This is a genomic window from Scandinavium sp. M-37 (assembly GCF_043558715.1).
GTDB classification, from domain to species: Bacteria; Pseudomonadota; Gammaproteobacteria; order Enterobacterales; family Enterobacteriaceae; genus Scandinavium; species Scandinavium vulneris_A.
In genome coordinates this window covers 41,245-66,139 of record NZ_JBIGIN010000001.1, presented here as the reverse complement: position 1 = coordinate 66,139, position 24,895 = coordinate 41,245, and the positions used below count along the sequence as shown (strand labels likewise).

The window sequence follows — 24,895 nt, the reverse complement described above, 5'->3', positions numbered from 1 at the left end:
ATCCTCCATTTTTATGCGTTTTAGCCAAATAAATATTCTGGCTGTTATTGTTCCTTCGACAGGATGCTCATGGAAAAGAAACTCGGTCTTAGCGCCCTGACGGCGTTGGTACTCAGCTCAATGCTCGGCGCAGGTGTTTTCAGCCTGCCGCAAAATATGGCCGAAGTGGCCAGCCCTTCCGCATTGCTTATCGGCTGGGCGATTACCGGCGTGGGCATTTTGTTCCTCGCGTTCGCGATGTTACTGCTGACCCGTATTCGTCCCGATCTCGACGGCGGGATTTTCACCTATGCCCGGGAAGGTTTTGGCGAGCTGATTGGCTTTTGCTCGGCCTGGGGTTACTGGCTGTGCGCGGTGATTGCCAACGTGTCCTACCTGGTTATCGTCTTTTCAGCCCTGAGCTTCTTTACTGATACGCCTGAACTGCGCCTGTTTGGCGACGGGAATACCTGGCAAGCGATGCTCGGTGCCTCGGTGCTTTTGTGGGTGGTGCATTGTCTGGTGCTGCGCGGGATGCAGACCGCGGCGAGCATTAATCTGGTGGCGACGCTGGCAAAACTGGTTCCGCTCGGCCTGTTTATCGTTCTGGCCGCGATGGCGTTCAGCAGCGATACCTTTACCCTCGATTTTAGCGGCGTGGCGCTGGGCGTACCGGTGTGGGAGCAGGTTAAAGGCACGATGCTGATAACGCTGTGGGTGTTTATCGGCGTTGAAGGCGCGGTGGTGGTTTCCGCCCGGGCACGCGATAAGAAAGACGTGGGCCGCGCAACGCTGCTGGCGGTTCTCTCCGCATTAAGCGTTTATCTGCTGGTTACCCTGCTGTCATTGGGTGTTGTGCCACGCCCGGAATTGGCCGAAATGCGCAACCCGTCGATGGCGGGCCTGATGGTCCGCATGATGGGCTCCTGGGGTGAAGTGGTGATTGCTGCGGGACTGATTGTTTCGGTGTGCGGGGCGTACCTGAGCTGGACCATTATGGCGGCTGAAGTCCCGTATCTGGCGGCAACGCATAAAGCCTTCCCACGCATTTTTGCCCGTCAGAATAACAACAACGCGCCGTCGTCTTCCCTGTGGCTGACCAACATCAGCGTGCAGGTGTGTCTGATCCTGATTTGGCTCACCGGTTCCGATTATAATACCCTGCTGACCATTGCCTCAGAAATGATCCTTGTGCCGTATTTCTTGGTCGGCGCTTTCCTGCTGAAAATGGCGACCCGGCCACTGCACAAAGCAGTGGGTATCGGCGCCTGCATTTATGGCTTATGGTTATTGTATGCTTCCGGCCCGATGCATCTGCTGCTGTCAGTCGTGCTGTATGCGCCGGGTCTGCTGGTGTTTATTTACGCCCGCCGTACCCATCAGCTGGATCAGGTGCTGAAACGCCGTGAGATGGCGCTGATTGGTTTATTACTGGTTGCCGCAGTGCCGGCAACGTGGATATTAGTGGGGTAACGCGCTTACCCCATCGCGACGCTAAGGAGAGAACGATGGGAGTACGCCAGACCCGCCCCGTCCTGATTACCGGTGGAGGCCGTCGGATCGGCCTCGCCCTTGCCCACCATTTCCTGAACCTACAGCAGCCGGTTATCGTCAGCTACCGCACGCGCTATGCTGCCATCGACGGGCTGGAGCGTGCCGGGGCGCGCTGCATTGCCGCCGATTTCTCTACTGATGACGGGATCCTCGCTTTCGCTGACACCGTGAAGGCAAACACCGATGGCCTGCGGGCGGTTCTCCACAATGCCAGCGCCTGGGTGCCTGAAAAATCTACGGCCTCGCTGAGCGAGGTGATGCAGCAAATGATGCAAATCCACGTCAATGCCCCCTATCTGCTCAACCATGCGCTCGAACCGTTATTGCGCGGCCACGGCCATGCTGGCGGGGATATTATTCATTTTACCGATTACGTGGTCGAAAAAGGTAGCGACAAGCACATCGCCTATGCCGCCAGTAAAGCCGCACTCGACAATATGACCCGCTCGTTCGCCCGCAAACTGGCGCCAGAAGTGAAAGTCAACGCCATCGCCCCGGCGCTGATTCTGTTTAATGAGAGTGATGATGCCCAATACCGTCAGGAAGCGCTGAATAAGTCGCTGATGAAAGTCGCGCCTGGCGAGAAAGAGATTATCGATCTGGTCGATTACCTGTTGACCAGCTGTTATGTCACCGGGCGTTCGTTTGGCGTCGACGGCGGTCGTCCGCTGCGCTGAGTATTTCGGATGTGTTTACGAAAGATTGATAGCCCCCTACAGAGTGGCGGTGTATTTTAGCTTTTTTCGCAATGCATGATGGTTATGAATAAGATCGTTTTTGTGGAAGATGATCCGGAAGTCGGGTCCCTTATTGCCGCCTATCTCGGCAAACATGATATAGACGTTATCGTCGAACCGCGCGGCGACCGCGCCGAAGAAGTGGTTCTTCGCGAAAAACCGGATCTGGTTCTGCTGGACATTATGCTACCTGGCAAAGACGGGATGACCATCTGCCGTGATTTACGCCCCCAGTGGCAAGGCCCTATCGTGCTCCTCACCTCGCTCGACAGTGACATGAACCATATTCTGTCTCTGGAAATGGGTGCCAGTGATTATATTCTTAAAACCACGCCTCCTGCGGTGCTGCTCGCACGTTTGCGTCTGCATCTGCGCCAGCACGTCGCAGCGCCTGCGGGCGAGAAATCGTCTTCCGGTCTGACTCCGCATAAAGTGATTCGCTTTGGCACCCTGGCTATCGATCCGGTTAACCGTCAGGTGCAACTCAGCGGCGAGAACGTCACCCTGTCGACAGCCGATTTCGACCTGCTTTGGGAATTAGCCACCCACGCCGGACAGATAATGGACCGCGACGCGCTGCTGAAAAACCTGCGCGGCGTGAGCTATGACGGCATGGACCGCAGCGTCGACGTTGCCATTTCGCGGCTGCGCAAAAAGTTGCTCGACAGCGCAACCGAGCCGTACCGAATTAAGACCGTGCGTAATAAGGGCTATCTGTTCGCGCCCCACGCCTGGGATAACTAATTTTCCGCACTTCCGGGGCCAGAAATGAAAAAGTTATTCGTGCAGTTTTATCTGCTGCTGTTTGTCTGCTTTCTGGTGATGACCATGCTGGTCGGGCTGGTGTACAAATTCACCGCCGAACGCGCGGGCCGACAATCCCTCGACGACCTGATGAAAAGTTCGCTGTACCTGATGCGCAGCGAACTGCGCGAAATCCCGCCCCGGGACTGGAGCAAAACCCTTAAAGAGCTCGACCTCAATCTCTCTTTCGATTTACGCATTGAGCCACTGAATAAATTCCAGTTGGCCGAAAGCTCAATGGAGCATTTACGCCGGGGGGATATCGTCGCCCTCGACGATCAGTACACCTTTATCCAGCGCATTCCGCGCAGTCATTACGTATTAGCCGTTGGCCCGGTGCCATATCTCTATTACCTGCACGAAATGCGGCTGCTGGATATCGCCCTGCTGGCGCTGATCGCCGTGTCGCTGGCCTTTCCGGTGTTTATCTGGATGCGACCGCACTGGCAGGACATGCTGCGCCTTGAGACCGCGGCCCAACGCTTTGGTGAAGGGCATCTTGCCGAACGTATTCACTTTGACAGCATGTCGAGCTTCGAACGGCTCGGGGTGGTGTTCAACCAGATGGCGGATAACATTAACGCGCTGATCGCCAGTAAAAAGCAGCTCACCGACGGCATCGCGCATGAACTGCGTACCCCACTGGTGCGCCTGCGCTATCGACTGGAAATGAGCGAGAATCTGACCGAAGCCGAATCTCAGGCGCTGAATCGAGATATCGGCCAGCTCGAAGCCCTTATCGAAGAACTGCTGACCTACGCCCGCCTCGACCGGCCGCAGAACGAACTGATTCTGACCACCCCTGACCTGCCGGGGTGGATCACCGCCCACATTGAAGATATTCAGACCGTCAATCCGCAGCGCGACGTGACCCTGGTGCAGCTCACGCCGGGTAATTATGGCGCGCTGGATATGCGCCTGATGGAACGGGTGCTGGATAACCTGGTGAACAACGCCATGCGTTACAGCCGCCAGCAGATCCAGGTCAGCCTCACGCTGCATGCCGGACGTGCCAGCCTGGTGGTGGACGACGACGGCCCGGGGATTTCGCCCGATGAACGCCAGCGTGTGTTCGAGCCGTTTGTGCGTCTCGATCCCAGCCGCGACCGCGCCACCGGTGGCTGCGGTTTGGGTTTAGCGATTGTGCATTCCATTGGCCTGGCGATGTCCGGGGAAGTGACCTGCGACGCCAGCCCGCTGGGCGGGGCACGCTTCTGCTTTAGCTGGCCGGTTGATCATCAACTGAACTTTACCGCCCCTGCCTGACCGAACGTTGCACAAAGTCGCCGGCCTGCTTATAGTGAATAATTAATGAGTATGTTGTAACTAAAGTGGGAACCATGGCCGATTACGATTTGATTGAGCGCTTAACCTCGACCTTCCGTCAGATGGAACATGAGCTGCTGGAACTGCAGCAGATGCTGGTCGATTTCCGCCTGCTCGCCGCGCGGGTGTTCGAGTTGCCGGAAGTCAGTAAAGAACATGAGCACGACCCACTCTCATCTATCGCCGTGGTTCAGCATCTGGGCGAAAAGGCGCGGCTGATGGCGCTGAATCACTTTAGCCATCTGTTTATCCAGCAACAGTCGGAGAATCGCAGCAGCAAAGCCGCCGTCCGCTTGCCGGGGGTCATTTGTTTACAGCCGGAGCCTGCCCGGCTTTCTTCCCTGCAAGACAAAATCGGCGCTATAAATGCGCTGAAAGCGGCGTTCGAGAACATGGTGACCGTCGAGTCTGGTCTGCCCTCTGCGGCCCGTTTTGAGTGGGTGCATCATCATTTACCGGGGTTAATCACCCTCAAAGCCTACCGCTCGTTGACCCTGCTGCGCGATCCCGCCAGCATCCGTTTCGGCTGGGCGAATAAACATATCATTAAGAATTTGACCCGCGATGAAGTGCTGAAACAGCTGGAAAACAGCCTGCGTTCGCCCCGCTCGGTTCCCCCTTTTACCCGCGAACAGTGGCAGGCCAGGCTGGAGCGGGAATATCAGGACATCGCCGCCCTGCCGCAAAAAGCCAAACTGAAGATTAAACGTCCGGTGAAGGTACAGCCGATTGCACGGGTGTGGTACGCGGGACAACAAAAACAGGTGCAGTACGCCTGTCCGGGGCCGATGATTGCCTTGATCTCCGGCACTCAGGGCGTGAGCGTGCCGGAGATAGGTGAGCTGCTGAACTACGATGCAGATAACGTGCAGTATCGTTATAAACCCGAGGCACAGTCGCTGGAGTTGATCATCCCGCGACTGCACCTCTATGTGGCTAACGATTGATTTTCATGCTGCCGACCATGGCTTCCGGTCGGACCCATTCGTCAAATTCAGCGTCGGTCAGATACCCCAGTTTCAGGGCCGACGCTTTCAGGGTCAGCCCTTCTTTATGGGCCTTTTTGGCAATTTCAGCCGCTTTATCGTAACCAATGTGGGTGTTTAGCGCGGTGACCAGCATCAGCGATTCATTCAGCAACTGATCGATACGCGGCCGATTCGGTTCGATCCCCACCGCGCAGTGCGCGTTAAAACTTTCCATGCCATCCGCCAGCAGGCGTACCGATTGCAGGAAATTGTGGATAACCATCGGGCGATACACGTTAAGCTCGAAATTGCCCGATGCCCCGCCCATATTCACCGCCACATCATTACCCATCACCTGACAACACAGCATAGTCATCGCTTCGCACTGGGTGGGGTTCACTTTGCCCGGCATAATAGAACTACCCGGTTCATTCTCAGGGATCGACAGCTCGCCAATGCCACATCGCGGGCCGGATGCCAGCCAGCGTACGTCGTTGGCGATTTTCATCATTGAGGCCGCCAGCCCTTTCAGGGCCCCGTGAGCGTGAACCAGCGCATCACAGGTGGCCAGTGCTTCGAATTTATTCGGCGCAGTGATGAACGGCTGGCCAGTCATCGCCGCCAGTTCGTCCGCCACGCGAGTAGCATATTCCGGATGGGTATTCAGCCCGGTGCCCACCGCCGTGCCGCCCAGCGCCAGTTCACTCAGATGCGGCAGGGTGAGCTCAATATGCTTTAGATTATGCTCAAGCATGGCCACCCAGCCGGAAATTTCCTGCCCCAGGGTCAGCGGCGTGGCATCCTGTAAATGGGTACGGCCAATCTTGACGATATCGGCGAAGGCGTGAGATTTATCGCTCAGCGTTTTTTTCAGCACCTGTAATTGCGGGAGAAGGTGTTCACGGACCGCAATCACTGCCGCAACGTGCATTGCAGTCGGGAAGACATCGTTCGAGCTCTGGCTCTTATTTACGTCATCGTTCGGATGGACCTTTCGCTCCATGCCCCGGACGCCGCCGAGCAGCTCGCTGGCGCGGTTAGCCAGCACTTCATTCATGTTCATGTTGCTCTGGGTACCGGAGCCGGTTTGCCAGATAGCGAGCGGAAACTCATCCGCATGTTTACCCGCCAGCACTTCATCGGCGGCAGAGACAATCGCGTGGGCTTTCTCTGGGGAAAGCAGCTGTAAATCCTGATTAACTTTGGCCGCAGCACGTTTGGTGAGCGCCAGGGCCGCTATCAGCGACACCGGCATTTTTTCAGTGGAAATGCGGAAATGCTCCAGGGAGCGCTGGGTTTGCGCGCCCCAAAGCTTATCTGCCGGGACGTCTATCGCGCCCATAGAATCGTTCTCGCGGCGTAACGTTGTCATGTCTTTCTCCTTGAAATCAAAGTGAAGGGGTTTGACGAAGCTCACATGCCATTCAGAACGTTAAGTATTGAAACTGCCCGATAAGCGTAGCGCCCTCGGGCAAAACAACAACTACTTCACGCAGCGGTCACATTGTGACGACTGAATTTGTTGGAAGAAATCGTTGCCTTTGTCGTCGACCAGAATGAAGGCCGGGAAATCTTCCACTTCGATTTTCCAGATGGCTTCCATTCCCAGTTCCGGGTATTCGACGCATTCCAGGCTCTTAATGCTGCCCTGCGCCAGCACCGCTGCCGGGCCGCCGATACTGCCGAGGTAGAAGCCGCCGTGTTTGTGGCAGGCATCGGTTACCTGCTGACTGCGGTTACCTTTCGCCAGCATGATCATGCTCCCGCCTTCCGCCTGCAGCTGATCAACGTAGGAGTCCATTCGTCCGGCGGTGGTTGGGCCGAGGGAGCCGGAGGCATACCCTTCCGGTGTTTTGGCCGGGCCCGCGTAGTAAATCGGGTGATCTTTCACGTACTGCGGCAGGCCTTCACCGTTGTCCATCCGCTCTTTCAGCTTCGCATGGGCGATGTCACGGGCCACGATAATCGTGCCGTTCAGCGACAAACGCGTTGACACCGGATAGTCGGAAAGCTGGGCCAGAATCTCTTTCATTGGACGGTTAAGGTCGATTTTCACCGCCTCGCCTTCCCCGGCGTTACGCAACGCTTCCGGGATATACTTGCCCGGATTGTGCTCCAGCTTCTCAATCCAGACGCCGTCGCGGTTGATTTTGGCTTTGATGTTGCGGTCTGCGGAACAGGACACACCCATGCCCACCGGGCAGGAGGCACCGTGACGCGGCAGGCGCACCACGCGAATATCGTGGGCGAAGTATTTACCGCCAAACTGTGCGCCGAGCCCGAGGTTCTGCGCTTCCAGCAGCAGCTCCTGCTCAAGCTGAATGTCGCGGAATGCCTGACCGTGCTCGTTGCCTTCGGTCGGCAGGCCATCGTAATACTTGGTGGAGGCCAGTTTGACCGTTTTCAGCGTGGCTTCTGCCGACGTACCGCCAATCACAAACGCGATGTGGTACGGCGGGCAGGCGGCGGTGCCAAGGGTGCGCATTTTCTCTACCAGGTAATTTTTCAATTTGGCAGGCGTAATGAGTGCTTTGGTTTCCTGATACAGATAGGTTTTGTTCGCCGAGCCGCCGCCTTTGGCGATGCACAGGAACTTGTATTCGTCGCCGTCGACGCTGTAGAGGTCAATCTGTGCGGGCAGGTTGGTGCCGGTGTTGACCTCTTTGTACATGTCCAGCGGGGCGTTTTGCGAGTAGCGCAGGTTATCTTCGATGTAGGTGTCGTACACGCCGCGGGCCAGCGCCGCGTCATCGCCGCCACCGGTCCAGACACGCTGGCCTTTTTTACCGACGATGATCGCCGTGCCGGTATCCTGACAGGTCGGCAGAATGCCTTTGGCTGCGATGTCGGAGTTACGCAGGAACTGCAGCGCCACGTATTTATCGTTTTCGCTGGCTTCCGGGTCATTGAGAATATCGGCCACCTGCTGCTGGTGCGCCGGGCGCAGCATGAATGAGGCATCGTGGAACGCGTGCTTGGCCAGCAGCGTCAGCGCCTGCGGGTCAACTTTAAGGATTTCCTGACCTTCGAATTCGGTGACGTTGACGTGGTCTTTACTGAGAAGATAATACTCGGTGTCATCCTTTTTCAGCGGAAAAGGATCCTGATAGATAAAAGGTTTGTTCGACATTGTTCTCTCACTTACGACATTGGCAAATTATTTTCGGGCCGGTCTTCCATAGGCCCTGGGAACAGCGAGTCCGCTTATCCTACACAATTTTTTAACAAAAACTGAGACTAGTACGACTTTTTCCCTGAGAAGGTTACTTCTGTGCGGTTTATTGGTTTAATACAGGGAGATAATTTCCATACATTTACAGGGCTTGATAATGCAAAAACTCATCAACTCAGTGCAGAACTATGCCTGGGGTAGTCACACTGCGTTAACGGATCTCTACGGTATCGCCAACCCGGACAATCTGCCGATGGCAGAACTGTGGATGGGTGCGCATCCGAAGAGCAGCTCAAAAATCACCGACGCCAGCGGCCAGGTTCGCAGCCTGCGCGACGTGATCGACGCCGATAAAGCCACCCTGCTTGGACGTGAGGTCGCCGATCGCTTTGGCGAACTGCCGTTCCTGTTCAAAGTCCTGTGCGCCGATAATCCGCTGTCGATTCAGGTACACCCAAACAAGAAAGCCTCCGAAGAGGGTTTCGCGAAAGAAAACGCCGCCGGTATTCCTCTGGACGCCGCCGAACGTAACTACAAAGATCCGAACCATAAACCGGAGCTGGTTTTCGCCCTCACTCCGTTCCTCGCCATGAACGCCTTCCGCGAGTTCTCTGACATTGTTTCGCTGCTGCAACCGGTATCGGGTGCGCACACCTCGATTGCCCATTTCCTGCAGGAGCCTAACGCCGAGCGTCTAAGCCAATTGTTCGCCAGCCTGCTGAATATGCAGGGTGACGAAAAATCACGTGCGCTGGGCGTGCTGAAAGCTGCACTGAACAGCCAACAGGGCGAGCCATGGGAAACCATTCGTTTCATTGCGCAGTTCTACCCGGACGACAGCGGCCTGTTCTCACCGCTGCTGCTCAACGTGGTGAAGCTTAACCCTGGCGAAGCGATGTTCCTGTTTGCTGAAACCCCACATGCGTATTTACAGGGCACCGCGCTGGAAGTGATGGCGAACTCCGATAACGTGCTTCGCGCAGGCCTGACGCCAAAATACATTGATATCCCGGAGCTGGTGGCGAACGTGAAGTTCACCCCGAAACCGGCAGCCGAACTGCTGACCCAGCCGAGCCAGCACGGTGCCGAGCTCGACTTCCCTATTCCGGTCGACGATTTTGCCTTCTCTCTGCATGATCTCAGCACCCAAGGTGCCGACGTGGCGCAGCAGAGTGCAGCGATCCTGTTCTGCCTCGAAGGTGAAGCGGTCCTGCAAAAAGGCGAGCAGCAGCTGGTGCTGAAACCGGGCGAATCCGCGTTTGTGTCTGCCAATGAGTCGCCAGTCAGCCTGAGCGGCGTGGGTCGTATAGCTCGCGTTTACAATAAGCTCAAGTAAATACTGAACATTCAGGCATCTCTTGCTAAGCTTGAGGCAGCCTAACGACATCACAGGCGGAAGACTCCGCCTGTTTTCATTTTATGGACAAACGCTATGAAAAAATCGCTGGTTGCAGTTGGCATTATTGTGGCTTTAGGAGTGGTGTGGACCGGGGGCTCCTGGTACACCGGTAAACAGCTGGAAGGCCGTCTGGCCGACATGGTTGCGCAGGCCAATGCGCAGCTCGCCAGTACCGCGCCAGAAGCCGGTATTCAACTGGCGTATCAGAATTATCAGCGCGGCGTGTTCAGCAGCCATTTACAGATGGTGGTGAAACCGGCGGACGGCGCGAAAAGCAGCTGGCTGAAGCCTGGACAGACCCTCATTCTGGATGAGAACGTCTCCCACGGTCCTTTCCCACTGGCTTCGTTAAAATCGTTTAACCTCGCCCCGGCAATGGCAACGGTGAACTCGACGCTGGTGAACAACGACGCGACCAAGAATCTGTTTGAACTGGCCAAAGGTCAGTCACCGTTTGATATCAGCACCCGCATCAGCTACTCCGGCGATACCGCGTCCGACATCAATCTCAAGCCATTGAACTACGAGAAAGGCGAAGAGAAAGTCGCGTTCAGCGGCGGAGAATTCAAACTTGACGCCGATAAAGATGGCAACGTCTTCTCTCTCAACGGTAACGTGGGAAGTGCGGTTATCAATGCGGTTAATGAATACAACCAGAAAGTCCAGCTCACCTTTAACAACCTGAAAACCGAAGGCGACAGCAAGCTGACCGGCTTTGCGGAACGCATTGGCAATCAGAAAGTGACGCTCGATAAGCTGGCCATTGCCGTGGAAGGCAAAGAGCTGGCGGTGCTGGACGGCGTTTCCTTTGACGGGAAATCCAATCTGTCGAAAGACGGTAAAAGCATCGACACCTCGCTGGATTACACTCTCGACAGCCTGAAGCTTCAGGGTCAGGACATGGGCAGCAGCAAGCTGGCGCTGAAGATTGGCCAGATTGATGGTCAGGCGTGGCACCAGTTCAGCCAGCAGTATAACGGTGAAGTGCAGGCCCTGCTTGCCGAGCCGGGCATGATGGATAATCCGCAGGTCTATCAGCAGAAAGTGACCGAGGCGTTCTTCAAGGCCCTGCCGCTGCTGCTGAAAGGTGAGCCGGTTATCACCGTCGCGCCGCTGAGCTGGAAAAACAGCAAAGGTGAAACCACCTTTAACCTGTCCCTGTTCCTGAAAGATCCGTCGCAGGCCACCGTGGCCCCGCAGACGCTGGCCCAGGAAGTGGATCGCAGCGTGAAATCACTCGACAGCAAACTGGTGATCCCAATGGACATGGCAACCGAGTTTATGACTCAGGTGGCGCGTCTGGAAGGTTATCAGCAGGCGGATGCCGAGAAGCTGGCGAGCCAGCAGGTGAAAGGTCTGGCGGCGATGGGTCAGATGTTCCGCATCACCACCCAGCAGGACAACAACATTCAGACCAGCCTGCAATACTCCAACGGTCAGGTGACCCTGAACGGTCAGAAAATGCCGCTGGCTGATTTTGTCGGCATGTTTGGCGTGCCGGATGTGGCGATCCCTGCCCCGCAAGGTGAAACCGCACCGGCTCCGGCGCCAACGCAGCCACCCGCCGAGCAGCCTGCTCCATCGGCCAACGGCGCACAGTAATACGCAGAACCGGCAGCCTGGCTGCCGGTTTTTTTTACTGCTGTTTGACCAGGCGCGGGGGCATAATCTGATTGCGCACCGTGCTCTTTCCATCCTCAATTCGCTGGAGCATTCTCTCCGCCACGCTTTTACCCATTTCGCGAGCAGGCGTTATCACCCAGCTCATCGGCGCGTCGTCGAGGTCTTTCTCACGGACTTCCGCAAAGGCCGCCAGCGCCACGCGTTTATCGTAGTAATCAACCCCTTCGTCACTGCTTTTCCAGCCAGAACGCATCAGCCCCAGCCAGGCCCCCATCGCCACCACGCTGTTATAACAGACCACGGCGGTGATGGTCGGGTTTTGCCCCAGCAGATGGGTTAAGGCCTGAGAAGCCTGTTTTTGGCTGGCCTCACACTCCACCACCCATTCACTGTGAAACGGCAAACCAAACTTTAGCAGGGTGGCACAGTATCCGCCGACGCGTTCTGCCCGGGTCAGCGAGGCGCTTTGCCCGCCCAGCCAGGCGATGCGCTGGTGCCCACGGCGAATCAAGTGTTCGGTTATCATCTGCGCGGCCTGCATGTTATCCGGGCGGATCAGGTCGACATCATCCAGATAGCTGGCTCGGGAAGCGAAAACCAGCGGCACCCCGTTTTCATCGGCCTTGGTGCGCAGTTCGGCGCCTCTGTCGACCGCCCCGGCAATCACAATGCCGTCAACGCCCTGTGACACCAGGGTGTCGAAGCGCTCGACCATGTGTTCGCCCTTGCGCCCGCCCTGGGTGAGAAACACCATCTTGCCCTGTGATTCGAGGGCTTCAATCATCCCCGCGGCGAGTTCGGCGTAAAAGGGGGAACACAGGTCGCCCACAATCAGCCCAATCACCCCCGATGCACCGCCGCGCAATGATGCCGCCTGACGGTTACGCACAAAGCCAAGCTGCTCAATGGCCTGACTGACGCGTTCACCGGTCGCCGTGGAGATGCGCCCTTTGCCACTTAACACCAGTGAAACGGTGGCGACGGAGACCCCTGCCGCATGGGCGACGTCATTAATGGTGACTTTTTTTGCAATGGCCATGCGCCGCTTGCCACTCCTGTGTAGCGATAAAACGTTTTATCAATGGGTTATATTTATAAACCTTATCATCGTTTCAATATGTGATTTACCTCGCACTAAAGTTAGGTAAAACGTTTTATCTTTTCGCTGCATTCAACAACTACAACAGAATTCACAGCACAAGGAGTCGTTTTATGACGGCGAAAGCACCACCTAAAATTAGCCTATGGGAATTTTTCCAGCAGCTCGGCAAGACTTTCATGCTGCCAGTGGCACTTCTCTCGTTCTGCGGGATCATGATGGGCATCGGCAGCTCGCTGAGCAGCCACGATGTCACCACGCTGCTTCCGTGGCTGGACACCCCGTTCCTGCAGGCCGTTTTCATCTGGATGGGTAAAGTCGGCTCGTTTGCCTTCAGCTTCCTGCCGGTGATGTTCTGTATCGCTATCCCGCTGGGCCTGGCGCGTGACAACAAAGGCGTAGCGGCATTTGCCGGTTTTGTCGGCTTTGCGGTGATGAACCTGGCGGTCAACTTCTGGCTGACTGCGAAAGGTATTCTGCCTACCACCGATGCGGCTATCCTCAAAGCTAACAACATCCAGAACGTGATTGGCATTCAGTCAATTGATACCGGGATCCTCGGGGCGGTTATCTGCGGCATCATCGTGTGGATGCTGCATGAGCGTTTCAACACCATTCGCCTGCCGGATGCGCTGGCATTCTTCGGCGGCACCCGTTTCGTGCCGATCATCACTACCGTGGTGCTCGGTCTGGTGGGTCTGGTTATCCCGCTGATTTGGCCAATTTTTGCTAAAGGCATTAATGGCCTGGGCTACGTGATTAACGGTGCGGGTGAGTTTGGTCCGATGATCTTCGGTACCGGTGAACGTCTGCTGCTGCCGTTCGGCCTGCACCACATTCTGGTGGCCCTGATTCGCTTTACCGAAGCGGGCGGCACCCTGGATGTCTGTGGGCATCAGGTAAGCGGCGCGCTGACTATCTTCCAGGCGCAGCTGAGCTGCCCGACGACACATGGCTTCGCTGAGAGCGCAACCCGTTTCCTGTCCCAGGGTAAAATGCCTGCGTTCCTCGGCGGCCTGCCGGGTGCGGCGCTGGCGATGTACCACTGTGCTCGCCCGGAAAATCGTCACAAAATTAAAGGCCTGCTGATTTCCGGCGTGATTGCCTGCGTCGTGGGCGGGACTACCGAACCCCTCGAGTTCCTGTTCCTGTTCGTTGCTCCGGTGCTGTACGTTATCCACGCCCTGTTGACGGGCCTTGGCTTCACCATCATGGCGGTGCTGGGTGTGACTATCGGTAACACCGATGGCAACATCATCGACTTCGTGGTGTTCGGTATTCTGCACGGACTGGCCACTAAGTGGTATATGGTCCCGGTTGTCGCGGCTATCTGGTTTGCGGCGTACTACGCTATCTTCCGCTTCGCTATCACTCGCTTTAACATCAAAACGCCGGGCCGCGATATTGAATCCGCCTCCAGCGCAGAAAAAGCCATGGTGGGCGCGATCGGTAAATCCGGCTACAACGCCCCCGCGATCCTGGCGGCTCTCGGCGGCGCGGATAACATCACCAACCTCGATAACTGCCTGACTCGTCTGCGTCTGTCGGTGGATGACATGAGCAAGGTTGACGTTGAAGCGCTGAAAGCCAACCGTGCCATCGGTGTGGTCCAGCTTAACCAGCACAGTCTGCAGGTCGTGATTGGCCCGCAGGTCCAGTCGGTCAAAGATGAACTGGCCAGCCTGATGCATACCGTCGAGGCGTAAATCTCCTTTCCCCCTTCGCTCTGAAGGGGGACAATGTTTCCTCCCCCGTTTGACCGAAATGGAGTTTCCGATGTTTGATTTCTCAACGGTTGTAGACCGCCACGGCACCTGGTGTACCCAGTGGGATTATGTTGCTGACCGCTTCGGCGCAGCGGATTTACTGCCTTTCACCATCTCGGATATGGATTTCGCCACTGCCCCTTGCATCCTGGATGCGGTCAGCCAACGTCTGAGCCATGGGGTACTGGGCTACAGCCGCTGGAAAAACGACGAGTTCCTGGGCGCGATTCAACACTGGTTCCAGAAACGTTTTGACAGCGAGATTGATACCGAACAGGTGGTGTACGGCCCGTCAGTTATTTACATGGTTTCAGAAATGATCCGCCAATGGTCAGAGGTGGGCGACGGTGTGGTGGTCCAGACCCCGGCCTATGATGCTTTCTACAAAGCGATTGAGGGTAACCATCGTCAGATTGCCGCCGTGCCGCTGCATCAGACCGCCGACGGTTGGCAATGTGACATGACGCTGCTGGAAAGCGTGCTCGCCGAACCGCGCAATAAAATCCTGCTGCTGTGCAGCCCGCATAACCCCACCGGGAAAGTGTGGACTCGCGAAGAGCTGACCACTATCGCCAGCCTGTGCAATAAGCATGGTGTGAAGGTGATCAGCGATGAAATCCACATGGATATGACCTGGCACGGTCACCGCCACGTTCCGTGGTGTGAAGTGGCGCAAAATGACTGGGCGCTGTTCACATCAGGTTCCAAGAGCTTCAACATTCCGGCATTAACCGGGGCATACGGTCTGATTGGGGAAGCAACCTCGCGCAATGGGTATCTCAGCGCGCTCAAAGGCCGGGACGGACTATCCTCACCTTCCATTCCTGCCGTGGTGGCGCACATTGCCGCCTATGAACAGGGCGAGGCCTGGCTCGACGCGCTGCGTGATTATTTGCAGGACAACATGCGTTTTATTGCCAGCGAATTGAACGCCGCTTTCCCGGAACTCAACTGGCAGCCGCCGGAGTCAACGTATCTGGCATGGATTGATCTACGCCCGCTACACATTGACGACAAACTGCTGCAAAAAGTGCTGATTGAGCAGCAAAAGGTCGCCATCATGCCGGGTTATACCTACGGGGAAGAAGGCAATGGTTTTGTTCGTCTCAATGCGGGCTGTCCTCGCAGTAAGCTCGAACGGGGTGTCCAGGGGCTGATTAACGCCATCCATGCCGTCCGCTAAGTCCGTTGCGCAACGGAGATAGTCGTTGCGCAAAATAGCTTTTTCCCTCGTTTCCACATTATAATGTGTCGCACTTTACCTAAAAAACTTCACCTAAAAAAAAGAGTGCGACCATGATTCATAAAGACCTGCCCCTGACAGACATCCACCGCCACCTTGATGGCAACATTCGCGCACAAACCATTCTTGAACTCGGTCGCCAGCATAATATTGCGCTTCCAGCCTCCACTCTGGACACCCTGCGCCCGCACGTTCAGGTCACCAGCAATGAACCGGATCTCGTCAGCTTCCTGAGTAAACTCGATTGGGGAGTGAAAGTCCTGGCCGACCTCGACGCCTGCCGCCGCGTGGCGTATGAAAACATTGAAGATGCTGCCCGTAACGGTTTGCACTATGTTGAACTGCGCTTCTCGCCGGGTTATATGGCAATGACGCACAACCCGCCGGTTGCCGGGGTGGTTGAAGCGGTGATCGCCGGGGTGCAGCAAGGCTGCCGCGATTTCCCGGTGCAGGCCAAACTGATTGGCATCATGAGCCGCACCTTCGGCGAAACCGCCTGTGAACAAGAATTGAACGCCCTGCTCACCCATCGCGACGGCATTACCGCCCTGGATTTAGCTGGTGATGAACTGGGCTTCCCGGGCAGCCTGTTCCTCAACCATTTCAACCGTGCGCGTGATGCGGGCTGGCATATCACCGTTCATGCGGGTGAAGCGGCCGGGCCGGAAAGCATCTGGCAGGCGATTCGTGAACTGGGCGCCGAGCGTATCGGTCACGGAGTGAAAGCGGTAGAAGACCGCGCGTTGATGGATTTCCTCGCCGAACAGCGCATTGGAATTGAATCCTGCCTGACCTCAAACATTCAGACCAGCACCGTGCCAACCCTGGCGCGCCATCCTCTGAAAACGTTCCTGGAACACGGGGTACTGGCGTCACTGAATACCGACGACCCGGCGGTTCAGGGCATCGATATTATTCACGAGTACCAGGTCGCGGCCCCGGCGGCCGGTCTATCTGCGGCGCAAATCCGTCAGGCACAGATTAACGGTCTGGAGATTGCGTTCCTCTCCGCCCAGGAGAAACAGGCGCTGATTGACGCGGTTAAAGCGGCGTAAAGAAACGCCCGGTGAGCGCTAGCGCCACCGGGCCATTCATCAAGTCAGGCTCAACATCGCGCGATGCTTGGCTGATTCAATCCCCAGCTCAATCAATTCCATAATCTGAATCGCCTGGCTCGCCGGAACCGGGTTTTCTCCGCTGCCGTTCAGGGCATCACGAATACCGGCGTAATAGGCCGGATAGTTGCCCGGTACCGTCAGCCAGGTCTCTTCCGTGCGGTCATCGCCGTCCACACGCGTCACCACCCCATCACGCATGTCGTAACCCCAGTCTTCCTGTGGCAAACGCTCCCCGTTTTTCAGGCGCTCTTCCTGCGGATCGAGTCCGTACTTGACGTAGCTCGCGCGGGTGCCATGCACGATGTAACGTGCGGATTCCGCTGCGGCCAGCAGCGTGCCGTGAAGGATCACCCGACGCTGTGGATAGTTCAGCACCGCATGGAAGTAGTCCGTCGACTGCGCGCCCGGACGCAGCTGCGCCAAATCAACCGTCAGGCTGACCGGCAGACCGAATAAGTTCACCGCCTGATCGAGCAGATGCGGGGCTAAATCGTACCAGATGCCACTCCCCGGACCGCCCTGTTCACGCCAGCGGTTGCGAACTTCCGGGCGATAGCGGTCGAAATGCGACTCAAAGAAGGTGACTTCGCCCAGCGTGCCTTCCGCGATGAGGGCTTTTACCGTCAGGAAATCGCTGTCCCAGCGGCGGTTATGGAACACCGACAGCAGGCGCCCGAGGCTACGCGCCAGCGCATCCAGTTCACGGGCCTGTGACAGTGTCACGGTAAAGGGTTTATCTACCACCACATGTTTGCCCGCTTCCAGCGCGGCCTTCGCCAGCGGGAAATGGGTATCGTTAGGTGTGGGAATAACAATTAAATCGATGCTGGGATCGTTAAACAAATGCTTCGGCTCAGAAACGACCTTAACACCCGGCCAGTCCACTTTGACTTTCGCTTCATCGCTGCTGGAAACTGCCGCCAACTCCATCCCCGGCGTACCGCTGATCAGCGGTGCGTGAAAGGTTTTACTCGCGTAGCCATAGCCAATTAATCCGACGCGGATAGTGTCACTCATGTTGTTGCCCTCATCTGTGGTTACCCGCCATTTCACAACATCTGTAAGAGGCTCACAACCCTTTATTAACACTCCCCGTTTCAACTGGCGCAAACGCCATGTTCCTGGTAACATTTCGCCCCTGGATTCTTTTGGACATTGATTGTTATGAGTATGGTATTTAATCGTATCGTCGAGCTGGTGGGCTGGATTGTACTGGGCGTGTGCTTTTTGCTGCTGATTGCGGCGCATCATATTGATAATTACCAGGCACCCGAACCCCCAGCCACCGCGCAACACAAATAACGGTAAGAAAGTGACTCCGGTCGCAACCTATGTAACCGGTTTCTGAAACCGGTTGCAGACTCTAAGTCTGACTCCTTACACTACTTTTATCTCATCGATAAGGAGCGTGTAATGGCTGCATTTCCAAAAAATTTTCTGTGGGGCGCGGCAACCGCCGCATATCAGGTAGAAGGCGCACATAACGAAGATGGCAAAGGGCTTTCCATCTGGGACGTTTTCTCTCATCTTCCTGGTACGACATATCAAAACACCAATGGCGACGTCGCCGTCGATCACTATCACCGGATGCAGGAAGACGTCGCGCTGATGGCCGAAATGGGCCTGCAAAGCTACCGTTTCTCTATCTCCTGGCCTCGCCTGCTGCCTGACGGCCGCGGAGAAGTAAACGAAGCCGGCGTTAAATTCTACAGCGATTTAATCGACACCCTGCTGGCTCACAACATTGTGCCCATGATTACGCTTTATCACTGGGACCTGCCGCAGGCGCTGCAGGATCAAGGCGGTTGGGAAGTGCGCTCCACCGCGCTTGCCTTCGAGGAATACGCCCGCCTGTGCTACTCGCGCTACGGCGACCGCGTTAAACTGTGGGCCACCTTTAACGAAACCATCGTCTTTATCGGCCACGGCTATATCACCGGCAGCCATCCGCCGTCGGTTCGTGACCCGGCCCGTGCGGTTCAGGCCTGTCATCAGGTATTTATCGCCCATGCCCTGGCGGTGAAAGCCTTCCGCGAGATGAACGTTCAGGGCGACATTGGCTTCGTAAACGTCCTGCAACCGCATACCGCCCTGACCAGCAGCCCGGAAGACCGTATCGCCACTGAGATGGCGGATGCTATCCATACCCACTGGCTGTACGATCCTGTGCTCAAAGGCCACTATCCTGAAGCGTTGCTTGCTCAAGCGCAGGCCCTATGGGATGTGCCACGCTTTGAACCGGGCGATGATGAGCTGCTGCGCAACAATATCTGCGATTTTATCGGCCTCAATTACTATCGCCGCGAAACGGTGGTCGCCAATCCGGGCGAAACGCAGACCGCCAGCAACCATAACGGCGAACCCAACAGTGGGACAGAATTTGGCTTCAAAGATCTTTTCAAATTCGTGCGTAATCCGGACGGGGTATATACCGATTGGGACTGGGAAATCTGGCCTCAGGGTTTGACCGACGGCATCATGATGATCAAAGAACGCTATGGCGATATTCCGATCTACATCACCGAGAATGGTTTGGGGGCGAAAGACCCTATTATTGACGGTGAAATTGTCGATCAGCCGCGCATTGACTATTTACAGATGCATATTGATGCCATGGAAAAAGCAATGGCGCAGGGCGCAGACGTCCGGGGTTATTATCCGTGGTCATTTATTGATTTATTGAGCTGGTTGAACGGTTACAAAAAACAGTATGGTTTTGTCTATGTTGATCATCAGCAGAATCTGGCACGAAAACGCAAAAAGAGCTTTTTCTGGTATCAAAACGTTATTGCCACTCGCGGTCAACAGCGATAATCTTCCCCTCCAGGCGCCGTCCGGCGCCTGATATTAGCTTTAGAAAAATCTTAAATTAAAATTAACGACAACAGAATCACGTTCTGTGCTTGTTTTTGCGATGTATAGCCGAAATAATTCGTGCGATTATCGCTGTCTGATTTGACATCACTTAGAACCCAGGTTGCCGTTGGCAGGTAGTTCTTACCTCATAATTACAACATCATAAAATGGAAACGCACTAAAATGACCGTTCAGGATTATTTATTAAAATTCCGAAAGATCAGCTCACTCGAAAGTCTGGAAAAACTCTTTGACCATCTGAATTACTCGCTGACGGATACCCAGGACATTGTGAATATGTATCGGGCTGCCGATCATCGTCGTGCCGAACTGGTTTCCGGTGGCCGTTTATACAACGTTGGTGAAGTGCCGAAGACCGTCTGGCGCTACGTGCAATAAAGACTGTTTTCTCACGCGTCAGTTGCTTATACTTCTCGCCCTGCTTTTTTGACTGACGCTGATTCCGGAGACGTAATGTCCACTGAACCCACAGAACGTATTGGTGGTTGGCTATTTGCCCCGCTTGCATGGCTGATTGTGGCCTTGATCAGCGCATCGCTTGCCATTCTGTTATACGCAGGTGTGTTACTGTCCCCTGCTGCACGCAGCAACCTGGGCGCCTTAAGCGCGACAAACCTGAGCCTGTGGCTGCTGTCGATGGTGTTTGCCGTTGCGATGTGGGCCTATACCTTCTGGCTGACTGCCGCTTTCTTTAAACGCCGGAAGCTGGTGCCGAAGCACTATATTATCTGGCTGCTGATTTCTGTGCTGCTGGCGGTGAAAGCCTTCGCCTTCGCGCCGGTCTCTGATGCGCTTGCGCTACGCCAGCTGCTGTTCCCGCTGCTGGCCACCGCGTTGCTGGTTCCGTACTTTAAGCGTTCCACGCGTGTAAAGCGGACCTTCGTTAATCCGTAATAACCCTACAGATAACCTGTTGTCGCCTGCTGCGGTTTGTCCGATAATAGGCGGCTTTTTTTTCGTTTCAGGCTCACTATGACTGATTACCTGCTGCTTTTTGTCGGCACTGTTCTTGTTAATAACTTCGTTCTGGTGAAGTTCCTTGGACTGTGCCCGTTTATGGGCGTTTCCAAAAAACTGGAAACGGCTATGGGAATGGGTCTTGCCACCACCTTCGTGATGACGCTGGCTTCGGTCTGCGCGTGGCTGATAGATACCTGGATCCTCATTCCGCTCAATCTGATTTACCTGCGTACGTTGGCCTTTATTCTGGTCATCGCCGTAGTGGTTCAGTTCACCGAGATGGTGGTGCGCAAAACCAGCCCGGCGTTGTATCGCCTGCTGGGGATTTTCCTGCCGCTGATCACCACCAACTGTGCGGTGCTCGGCGTGGCACTGTTAAACATCAACCTCGGGCATAACTTCCTGCAATCGGCGCTGTACGGTTTCTCCGCGGCGGTCGGTTTCTCGCTGGTGATGGTGCTGTTCGCAGCGATTCGTGAGCGTCTGGTGGTGGCCGATGTCCCTGCCCCGTTCCGCGGGAATGCCATCGCGCTGATTACCGCCGGGCTGATGTCTCTGGCCTTTATGGGCTTTAGTGGTTTGGTGAAGTTGTAATGACGTTAGTGTGGATTGCCATCGCTGCCCTCAGCCTGTTAGGCCTGATTTTTGGCGGCATTCTCGGATATGCCTCGCGCCGCTTTGCGGTGCAGGACGATCCGGTGGTGGAAAAAATTGATGAAATCCTGCCGCAGAGCCAGTGCGGGCAATGCGGCTATCCCGGCTGCCGTCCCTACGCAGAAGCCGTCGGCAGTCAGGGTGAGAACATCAACCGTTGCGCCCCCGGGGGCGAAGCGGTAATGCTGAAAATCGCCACCCTGCTAAACGTAGACCCGCAGCCGATCGACGGCGACGAACAGACCGCTGAGCCGGTTCGCATGATTGCGGTTATTGACGAGCCGAATTGTATTGGCTGCACCAAATGTATTCAGGCCTGCCCGGTGGATGCCATCGTCGGTGCCACGCGCGCCATGCATACCGTGGTGACCGACCTCTGTACCGGGTGCAATCTGTGCGTCGCGCCGTGTCCGACGCAGTGTATCGAATTACGTCCGGTCGCCGAGACGACCGACAGCTGGAAATGGGATCTACAAACCATTCCGGTACGTATTATTCCAGTGGAACACCATGCTTAAGTTATTCTCCGCGTTCAGAAAGGACAAAATCTGGGATTTCGAAGGGGGTATTCATCCTCCCGAAATGAAGACCCAGTCGAATGGCACGCCGCTGCGCCAGGTTCCTCTTGCGCAGCGTTACGTGATGCCGCTGAAACAACATATTGGCACCGAAGGTGAACTGACCGTAAGCGTAGGCGACCACGTCCTGCGCGGTCAGCCGTTGACGCGTGGCTGGGGCAGAATGCTGCCGGTACATGCGCCGACGTCCGGTACCGTGATTGCCATTGCGCCCCACTCCACCGCCCATCCGTCCGCACTGGCAGAAATGAGCGTCATTATTGAGGCCGACGGTGAAGACCGCTGGATTGATCGCGACGGCTGGAGCGACTGGCAGCAGCAGAGCCGCCAAGCACTGATTGAACGCATTCATGATTTCGGCGTAGCCGGTCTCGGCGGCGCGGGTTTCCCGACCGGCGTTAAGCTCAACGGCGGCGGCGATAAAATCGAGACGCTGATCATCAACGCGGCGGAATGTGAACCCTATATCACCGCTGACGACCGTTTGATGCAGGACTGTGCGGCGCAAATCGTCGAGGGTATCCGTATTTTGGCGCACATTCTGCAGCCAAAAGAGGTGCTGATCGGCGTGGAAGACAACAAACCGCAGGCCATTTCGATGATGCGTGCGGTGCTGGCCGATACCCACGGCATTAGCCTGCGGGTAATCCCCACCAAATACCCATCCGGCGGTGCCAAGCAGTTGACGCAAATTCTGACCGGGAAACAGGTGCCGCACGGCGGACGTTCGTCGGATATCGGCGTACTGATGCAAAACGTCGGCACGGCATTTGCCGTGAAACGCGCGGTTATCGACGGCGAGCCGTTGACCGAGCGCGTCGTGACCCTGACCGGGGAAGCTGTCTCGCGTCCGGGCAACGTTTGGGCACGTTTAGGCACCCCGGTGCGTCATCTGCTCGAAGACGCGGGCTTTTGTTCTGGCCCTGAACAGATGGTGATCATGGGCGGTCCATTGATGGGCTTTACTCTGCCGTGGCTGGATGTGCCGGTGGTAAAAATCACCAACTGTTTACTGGCACCTTCCGCGAGTGAGATGGGTGAGCAGCCGGAAGAAAAAGGCTGTATTCGTTGCAGCGCTTGCGCCGACTCCTGCCCGGCCGATTTGCTCCCACAGCAGCTGTACTGGTTCAGCAAAGGCCAGCAGCACGACAAAGCCACCGCACACAACCTTTCCGACTGTATCGAATGCGGGGCCTGCGCATGGGTATGTCCAAGCAATATTCCGCTGGTGCAGTATTTCCGCCAGGAAAAAGCCGAAATCGCCGCCATTCGGATGGAAGAAAAACGCGCCGCCGAGGCCAAAGCCCGCTTTGAAGCCCGCGCCGAGCGTCTCGAACGTGAAAAAGCGGCGCGCCAGGCACGTCACAAACAGTCCGCCGTACAGCCTGCCGCGCAGGATCAGGATGCCATTAACGCAGCGCTGAACCGCGTGCGCGAGAAACAGCAGCAGGCCACACAGCCGATTATCGTTCAGGCCGGGGCCAAGCCCGATAACAGCGCAGTGATTGCCGCCCGCGAAGCGCGAAAAGCACAGGCGCGCGCCGCACAGGCTGAAAAACAACAGCACGACGCGACCGCTGAATCGGGGAGTGCAGCCGTCGATCCGCGTAAAGCGGCCGTCGAAGCGGCGATTGCCCGGGCTAAAGCACGAAAAGCCGAGCAGCAGCCCGCTGCGGAACCGACGCCTGAAACCGTCGATCCACGTAAAGCTGCCGTTGAAGCGGCGATTGCCCGGGCCAAAGCGCGGAAAGCTGAACAGCAACAGCAGGCCGTTAACGAACCGGTTGCTGAAACTATCGACCCACGCAAGGCCGCAGTGGAAGCCGCTATCGCCCGCGCCAAAGCGCGTAAAGCCGAAAAAGAAGCCGCCAATGAACCGATGGCTGAAACCATCGATCCGCGTAAAGCCGCCGTTGAAGCGGCTATCGCCCGTGCGAAAGCACGCAAAGCAGAAAAACAGGCAGTGAACGAGGAATAAATGGTTTTTAAAATCGCAAGCTCTCCTTATACCCATAACCATCGCCAGACCTCGCGCATTATGCTGCTGGTGCTGCTGGCGGCCGTGCCGGGCATCGCTATTCAGACCTGGTTTTTTGGCTGGGGGACGCTCGTTCAGATAGTGCTGGCGAGTTTAACGGCCTGGGGTGCCGAGGCCGCTATCCTGCGTCTACGCAAACAGAATGTGGCGCGCACCCTGCAGGATAACGCCGCATTGCTGACCGGTCTGCTGTTAGCCATCAGTATTCCCTCTATGGCGCCATGGTGGATGATTGTGCTCGGCACCGCTTTTGCGGTCGTTATCGCCAAGCAATTGTACGGTGGTCTGGGTCAGAACCCGTTCAACCCGGCGATGATTGGCTACGTGGTGCTGCTGATTTCTTTCCCGGTACAGATGACGTCCTGGCTGCCGCCGCAGGAAATCGCCATCACCACCCCAGGCCTGATGGAGACGTTGCAGATAATCTTCAGCGGCCATACCGCGACGGGGGCCGACATCAACACCCTGCGAATGGGCGTGGACGGCATCAGTCAAGCGACGCCGCTCGATACCTTCAAAACGTCACTGCATGCCGGGCATAGCGTGAGCGACATTATGAACGCGTCGATTTATCGCGGCGCGCTGGCCGGTATTGGCTGGCAGTGGGTGAACGTGGCCTATCTGGCCGGCGGTTTGTTCCTGCTGTGGCAGCGCGCCATTCGCTGGCATATTCCGGTGAGCTTCCTGCTGACGTTGGCCGTGTGCTCTACGCTCGGCTGGGTTTTCTCGCCTGAAACACTGGCGTCCCCGCAATTGCATATGCTCTCCGGAGCCACCATGCTCGGCGCATTCTTTATTCTGACCGACCCGGTAACCGCCTCGACCACCAATCGCGGGCGTCTGGTCTACGGCGCGCTGGCGGGTGTGTTGGTATGGCTGATTCGCAGCTTTGGCGGCTATCCCGATGGCGTGGCCTTTGCCACCCTGCTGGCCAACATTACCGTGCCGCTGATTGATTACTATACGCGCCCGCGCGTTTACGGACACCGCTGAGACCGAC

Annotated in this window: 22 protein-coding genes; 18 read left to right on the top strand and 4 right to left on the bottom strand. The window is 56.3% G+C overall.

What is annotated here, in order from left to right; translation table 11 throughout:
• Nucleotides 1–69: 69 nt before the first annotated feature.
• From ACG0Z5_RS00345 to tus, 5 genes are all read left to right on the top strand, one after another.
• The gene (locus ACG0Z5_RS00345; protein ID WP_394444771.1) at nt 70–1,452 is read left to right on the top strand and encodes an amino acid permease; all 1,383 of its coding nucleotides are present in this window, start codon (nt 70–72) and stop codon (nt 1,450–1,452) included.
• 35 nt (nt 1,453–1,487) lie between these two features.
• Nucleotides 1,488–2,210, top strand: coding sequence for a dihydromonapterin reductase (gene folM / locus ACG0Z5_RS00340; protein ID WP_394444770.1), 723 nt, complete (start codon nt 1,488–1,490; stop codon nt 2,208–2,210).
• Between the two features lie 84 nt (nt 2,211–2,294).
• Nucleotides 2,295–3,014, top strand: coding sequence for a two-component system response regulator RstA (gene rstA / locus ACG0Z5_RS00335; RefSeq protein WP_394444769.1), 720 nt, complete (start codon nt 2,295–2,297; stop codon nt 3,012–3,014).
• A gap of 24 nt (nt 3,015–3,038) precedes the next feature.
• Entirely contained in the window at nt 3,039–4,340 is a 1,302-nt protein-coding gene (gene rstB, locus ACG0Z5_RS00330) for a two-component system sensor histidine kinase RstB (RefSeq protein ID WP_394444768.1), read from the top strand.
• Nucleotides 4,341–4,414: 74 nt separating this feature from the next.
• Entirely contained in the window at nt 4,415–5,347 is a 933-nt protein-coding gene (tus, locus tag ACG0Z5_RS00325; RefSeq protein WP_394444767.1) for a DNA replication terminus site-binding protein, read from the top strand.
• Here the strand turns inward: tus and fumC are convergent.
• On the bottom strand, nt 5,337–6,740 hold the full coding sequence (fumC, locus tag ACG0Z5_RS00320; protein ID WP_394444766.1) for a class II fumarate hydratase: 1,404 nt from the start codon (nt 6,738–6,740) through the stop codon (nt 5,337–5,339). The two genes, tus and fumC, sit on opposite strands and share 11 nt — an antisense overlap.
• A gap of 111 nt (nt 6,741–6,851) precedes the next feature.
• Nucleotides 6,852–8,498 carry a class I fumarate hydratase FumA gene (gene fumA / locus ACG0Z5_RS00315; RefSeq protein WP_394444765.1) on the bottom strand — a complete coding sequence of 549 codons (1,647 nt, stop codon included), beginning with the start codon at nt 8,496–8,498 and terminating at the stop codon, nt 6,852–6,854.
• 199 nt (nt 8,499–8,697) lie between these two features.
• Here fumA and manA point away from each other — a divergent pair, with 199 nt between their 5' ends.
• Both manA and ACG0Z5_RS00305 read left to right on the top strand, forming a co-directional pair.
• On the top strand, nt 8,698–9,876 hold the full coding sequence (gene manA / locus ACG0Z5_RS00310; RefSeq protein ID WP_394444764.1) for a mannose-6-phosphate isomerase: 1,179 nt from the start codon (nt 8,698–8,700) through the stop codon (nt 9,874–9,876).
• Between the two features lie 96 nt (nt 9,877–9,972).
• Nucleotides 9,973–11,541: a YdgA family protein gene (locus ACG0Z5_RS00305; RefSeq protein ID WP_394444763.1), complete on the top strand. Its 1,569-nt coding sequence runs from the start codon at nt 9,973–9,975 to the stop codon at nt 11,539–11,541.
• Nucleotides 11,542–11,575: 34 nt separating this feature from the next.
• Here the strand turns inward: ACG0Z5_RS00305 and ACG0Z5_RS00300 are convergent, their stop codons facing one another.
• Complete coding sequence (locus ACG0Z5_RS00300; protein ID WP_394444762.1) at nt 11,576–12,601, bottom strand: Mal regulon transcriptional regulator MalI; 1,026 nt, start codon at nt 12,599–12,601, stop codon at nt 11,576–11,578.
• Between the two features lie 173 nt (nt 12,602–12,774).
• Between ACG0Z5_RS00300 and malX the strand changes: the two genes are divergently transcribed.
• The 3 genes from malX to add all read left to right on the top strand — a co-directional run bounded on the left by malX (nt 12,775) and on the right by add (nt 16,725).
• Entirely contained in the window at nt 12,775–14,367 is a 1,593-nt protein-coding gene (malX, locus tag ACG0Z5_RS00295) for a maltose/glucose-specific PTS transporter subunit IIBC (RefSeq protein ID WP_394444761.1), read from the top strand.
• 70 nt (nt 14,368–14,437) lie between these two features.
• A complete protein-coding gene (locus ACG0Z5_RS00290) occupies nt 14,438–15,610 on the top strand; it encodes a MalY/PatB family protein (RefSeq protein WP_394444760.1) in 1,173 nt (390 codons plus the stop codon).
• A 113-nt stretch (nt 15,611–15,723) separates the two neighbouring features.
• Nucleotides 15,724–16,725 (top strand): adenosine deaminase, encoded by a 1,002-nt coding sequence (gene add, locus ACG0Z5_RS00285; RefSeq protein WP_394444759.1) that lies wholly within the window; start codon nt 15,724–15,726, stop codon nt 16,723–16,725.
• 39 nt (nt 16,726–16,764) lie between these two features.
• Here the strand turns inward: add and ACG0Z5_RS00280 are convergent, their stop codons facing one another.
• Complete coding sequence (locus tag ACG0Z5_RS00280; protein ID WP_394444758.1) at nt 16,765–17,805, bottom strand: oxidoreductase; 1,041 nt, start codon at nt 17,803–17,805, stop codon at nt 16,765–16,767.
• A gap of 147 nt (nt 17,806–17,952) precedes the next feature.
• Here ACG0Z5_RS00280 and blr point away from each other — a divergent pair, with 147 nt between their 5' ends.
• From blr to rsxD, 8 genes are all read left to right on the top strand, one after another.
• Nucleotides 17,953–18,090 carry a division septum protein Blr gene (gene blr / locus ACG0Z5_RS00275; RefSeq protein WP_394444757.1) on the top strand — a complete coding sequence of 46 codons (138 nt, stop codon included), beginning with the start codon at nt 17,953–17,955 and terminating at the stop codon, nt 18,088–18,090.
• 111 nt (nt 18,091–18,201) lie between these two features.
• A complete protein-coding gene (locus ACG0Z5_RS00270; protein ID WP_394444756.1) occupies nt 18,202–19,602 on the top strand; it encodes a GH1 family beta-glucosidase in 1,401 nt (466 codons plus the stop codon).
• Nucleotides 19,603–19,827: 225 nt separating this feature from the next.
• Complete coding sequence (ydgT, locus tag ACG0Z5_RS00265) at nt 19,828–20,043, top strand: transcription modulator YdgT (protein WP_394444755.1); 216 nt, start codon at nt 19,828–19,830, stop codon at nt 20,041–20,043.
• A gap of 75 nt (nt 20,044–20,118) precedes the next feature.
• Nucleotides 20,119–20,559: a DUF2569 domain-containing protein gene (locus tag ACG0Z5_RS00260; protein WP_319786683.1), complete on the top strand. Its 441-nt coding sequence runs from the start codon at nt 20,119–20,121 to the stop codon at nt 20,557–20,559.
• 78 nt (nt 20,560–20,637) lie between these two features.
• Nucleotides 20,638–21,219, top strand: a complete 582-nt coding sequence (gene rsxA / locus ACG0Z5_RS00255) for an electron transport complex subunit RsxA (RefSeq protein WP_319630528.1) — start codon at nt 20,638–20,640, stop codon at nt 21,217–21,219.
• Nucleotides 21,219–21,797 carry an electron transport complex subunit RsxB gene (gene rsxB / locus ACG0Z5_RS00250; protein WP_394444754.1) on the top strand — a complete coding sequence of 193 codons (579 nt, stop codon included), beginning with the start codon at nt 21,219–21,221 and terminating at the stop codon, nt 21,795–21,797. Before rsxA ends, rsxB begins: the two co-directional genes overlap by 1 nt.
• On the top strand, nt 21,790–23,835 hold the full coding sequence (gene rsxC, locus ACG0Z5_RS00245) for an electron transport complex subunit RsxC (protein ID WP_394444753.1): 2,046 nt from the start codon (nt 21,790–21,792) through the stop codon (nt 23,833–23,835). Before rsxB ends, rsxC begins: the two co-directional genes overlap by 8 nt.
• Nucleotides 23,836–24,888, top strand: coding sequence for an electron transport complex subunit RsxD (rsxD, locus tag ACG0Z5_RS00240; protein WP_394444752.1), 1,053 nt, complete (start codon nt 23,836–23,838; stop codon nt 24,886–24,888).
• Nucleotides 24,889–24,895: the final 7 nt, after the last annotated feature.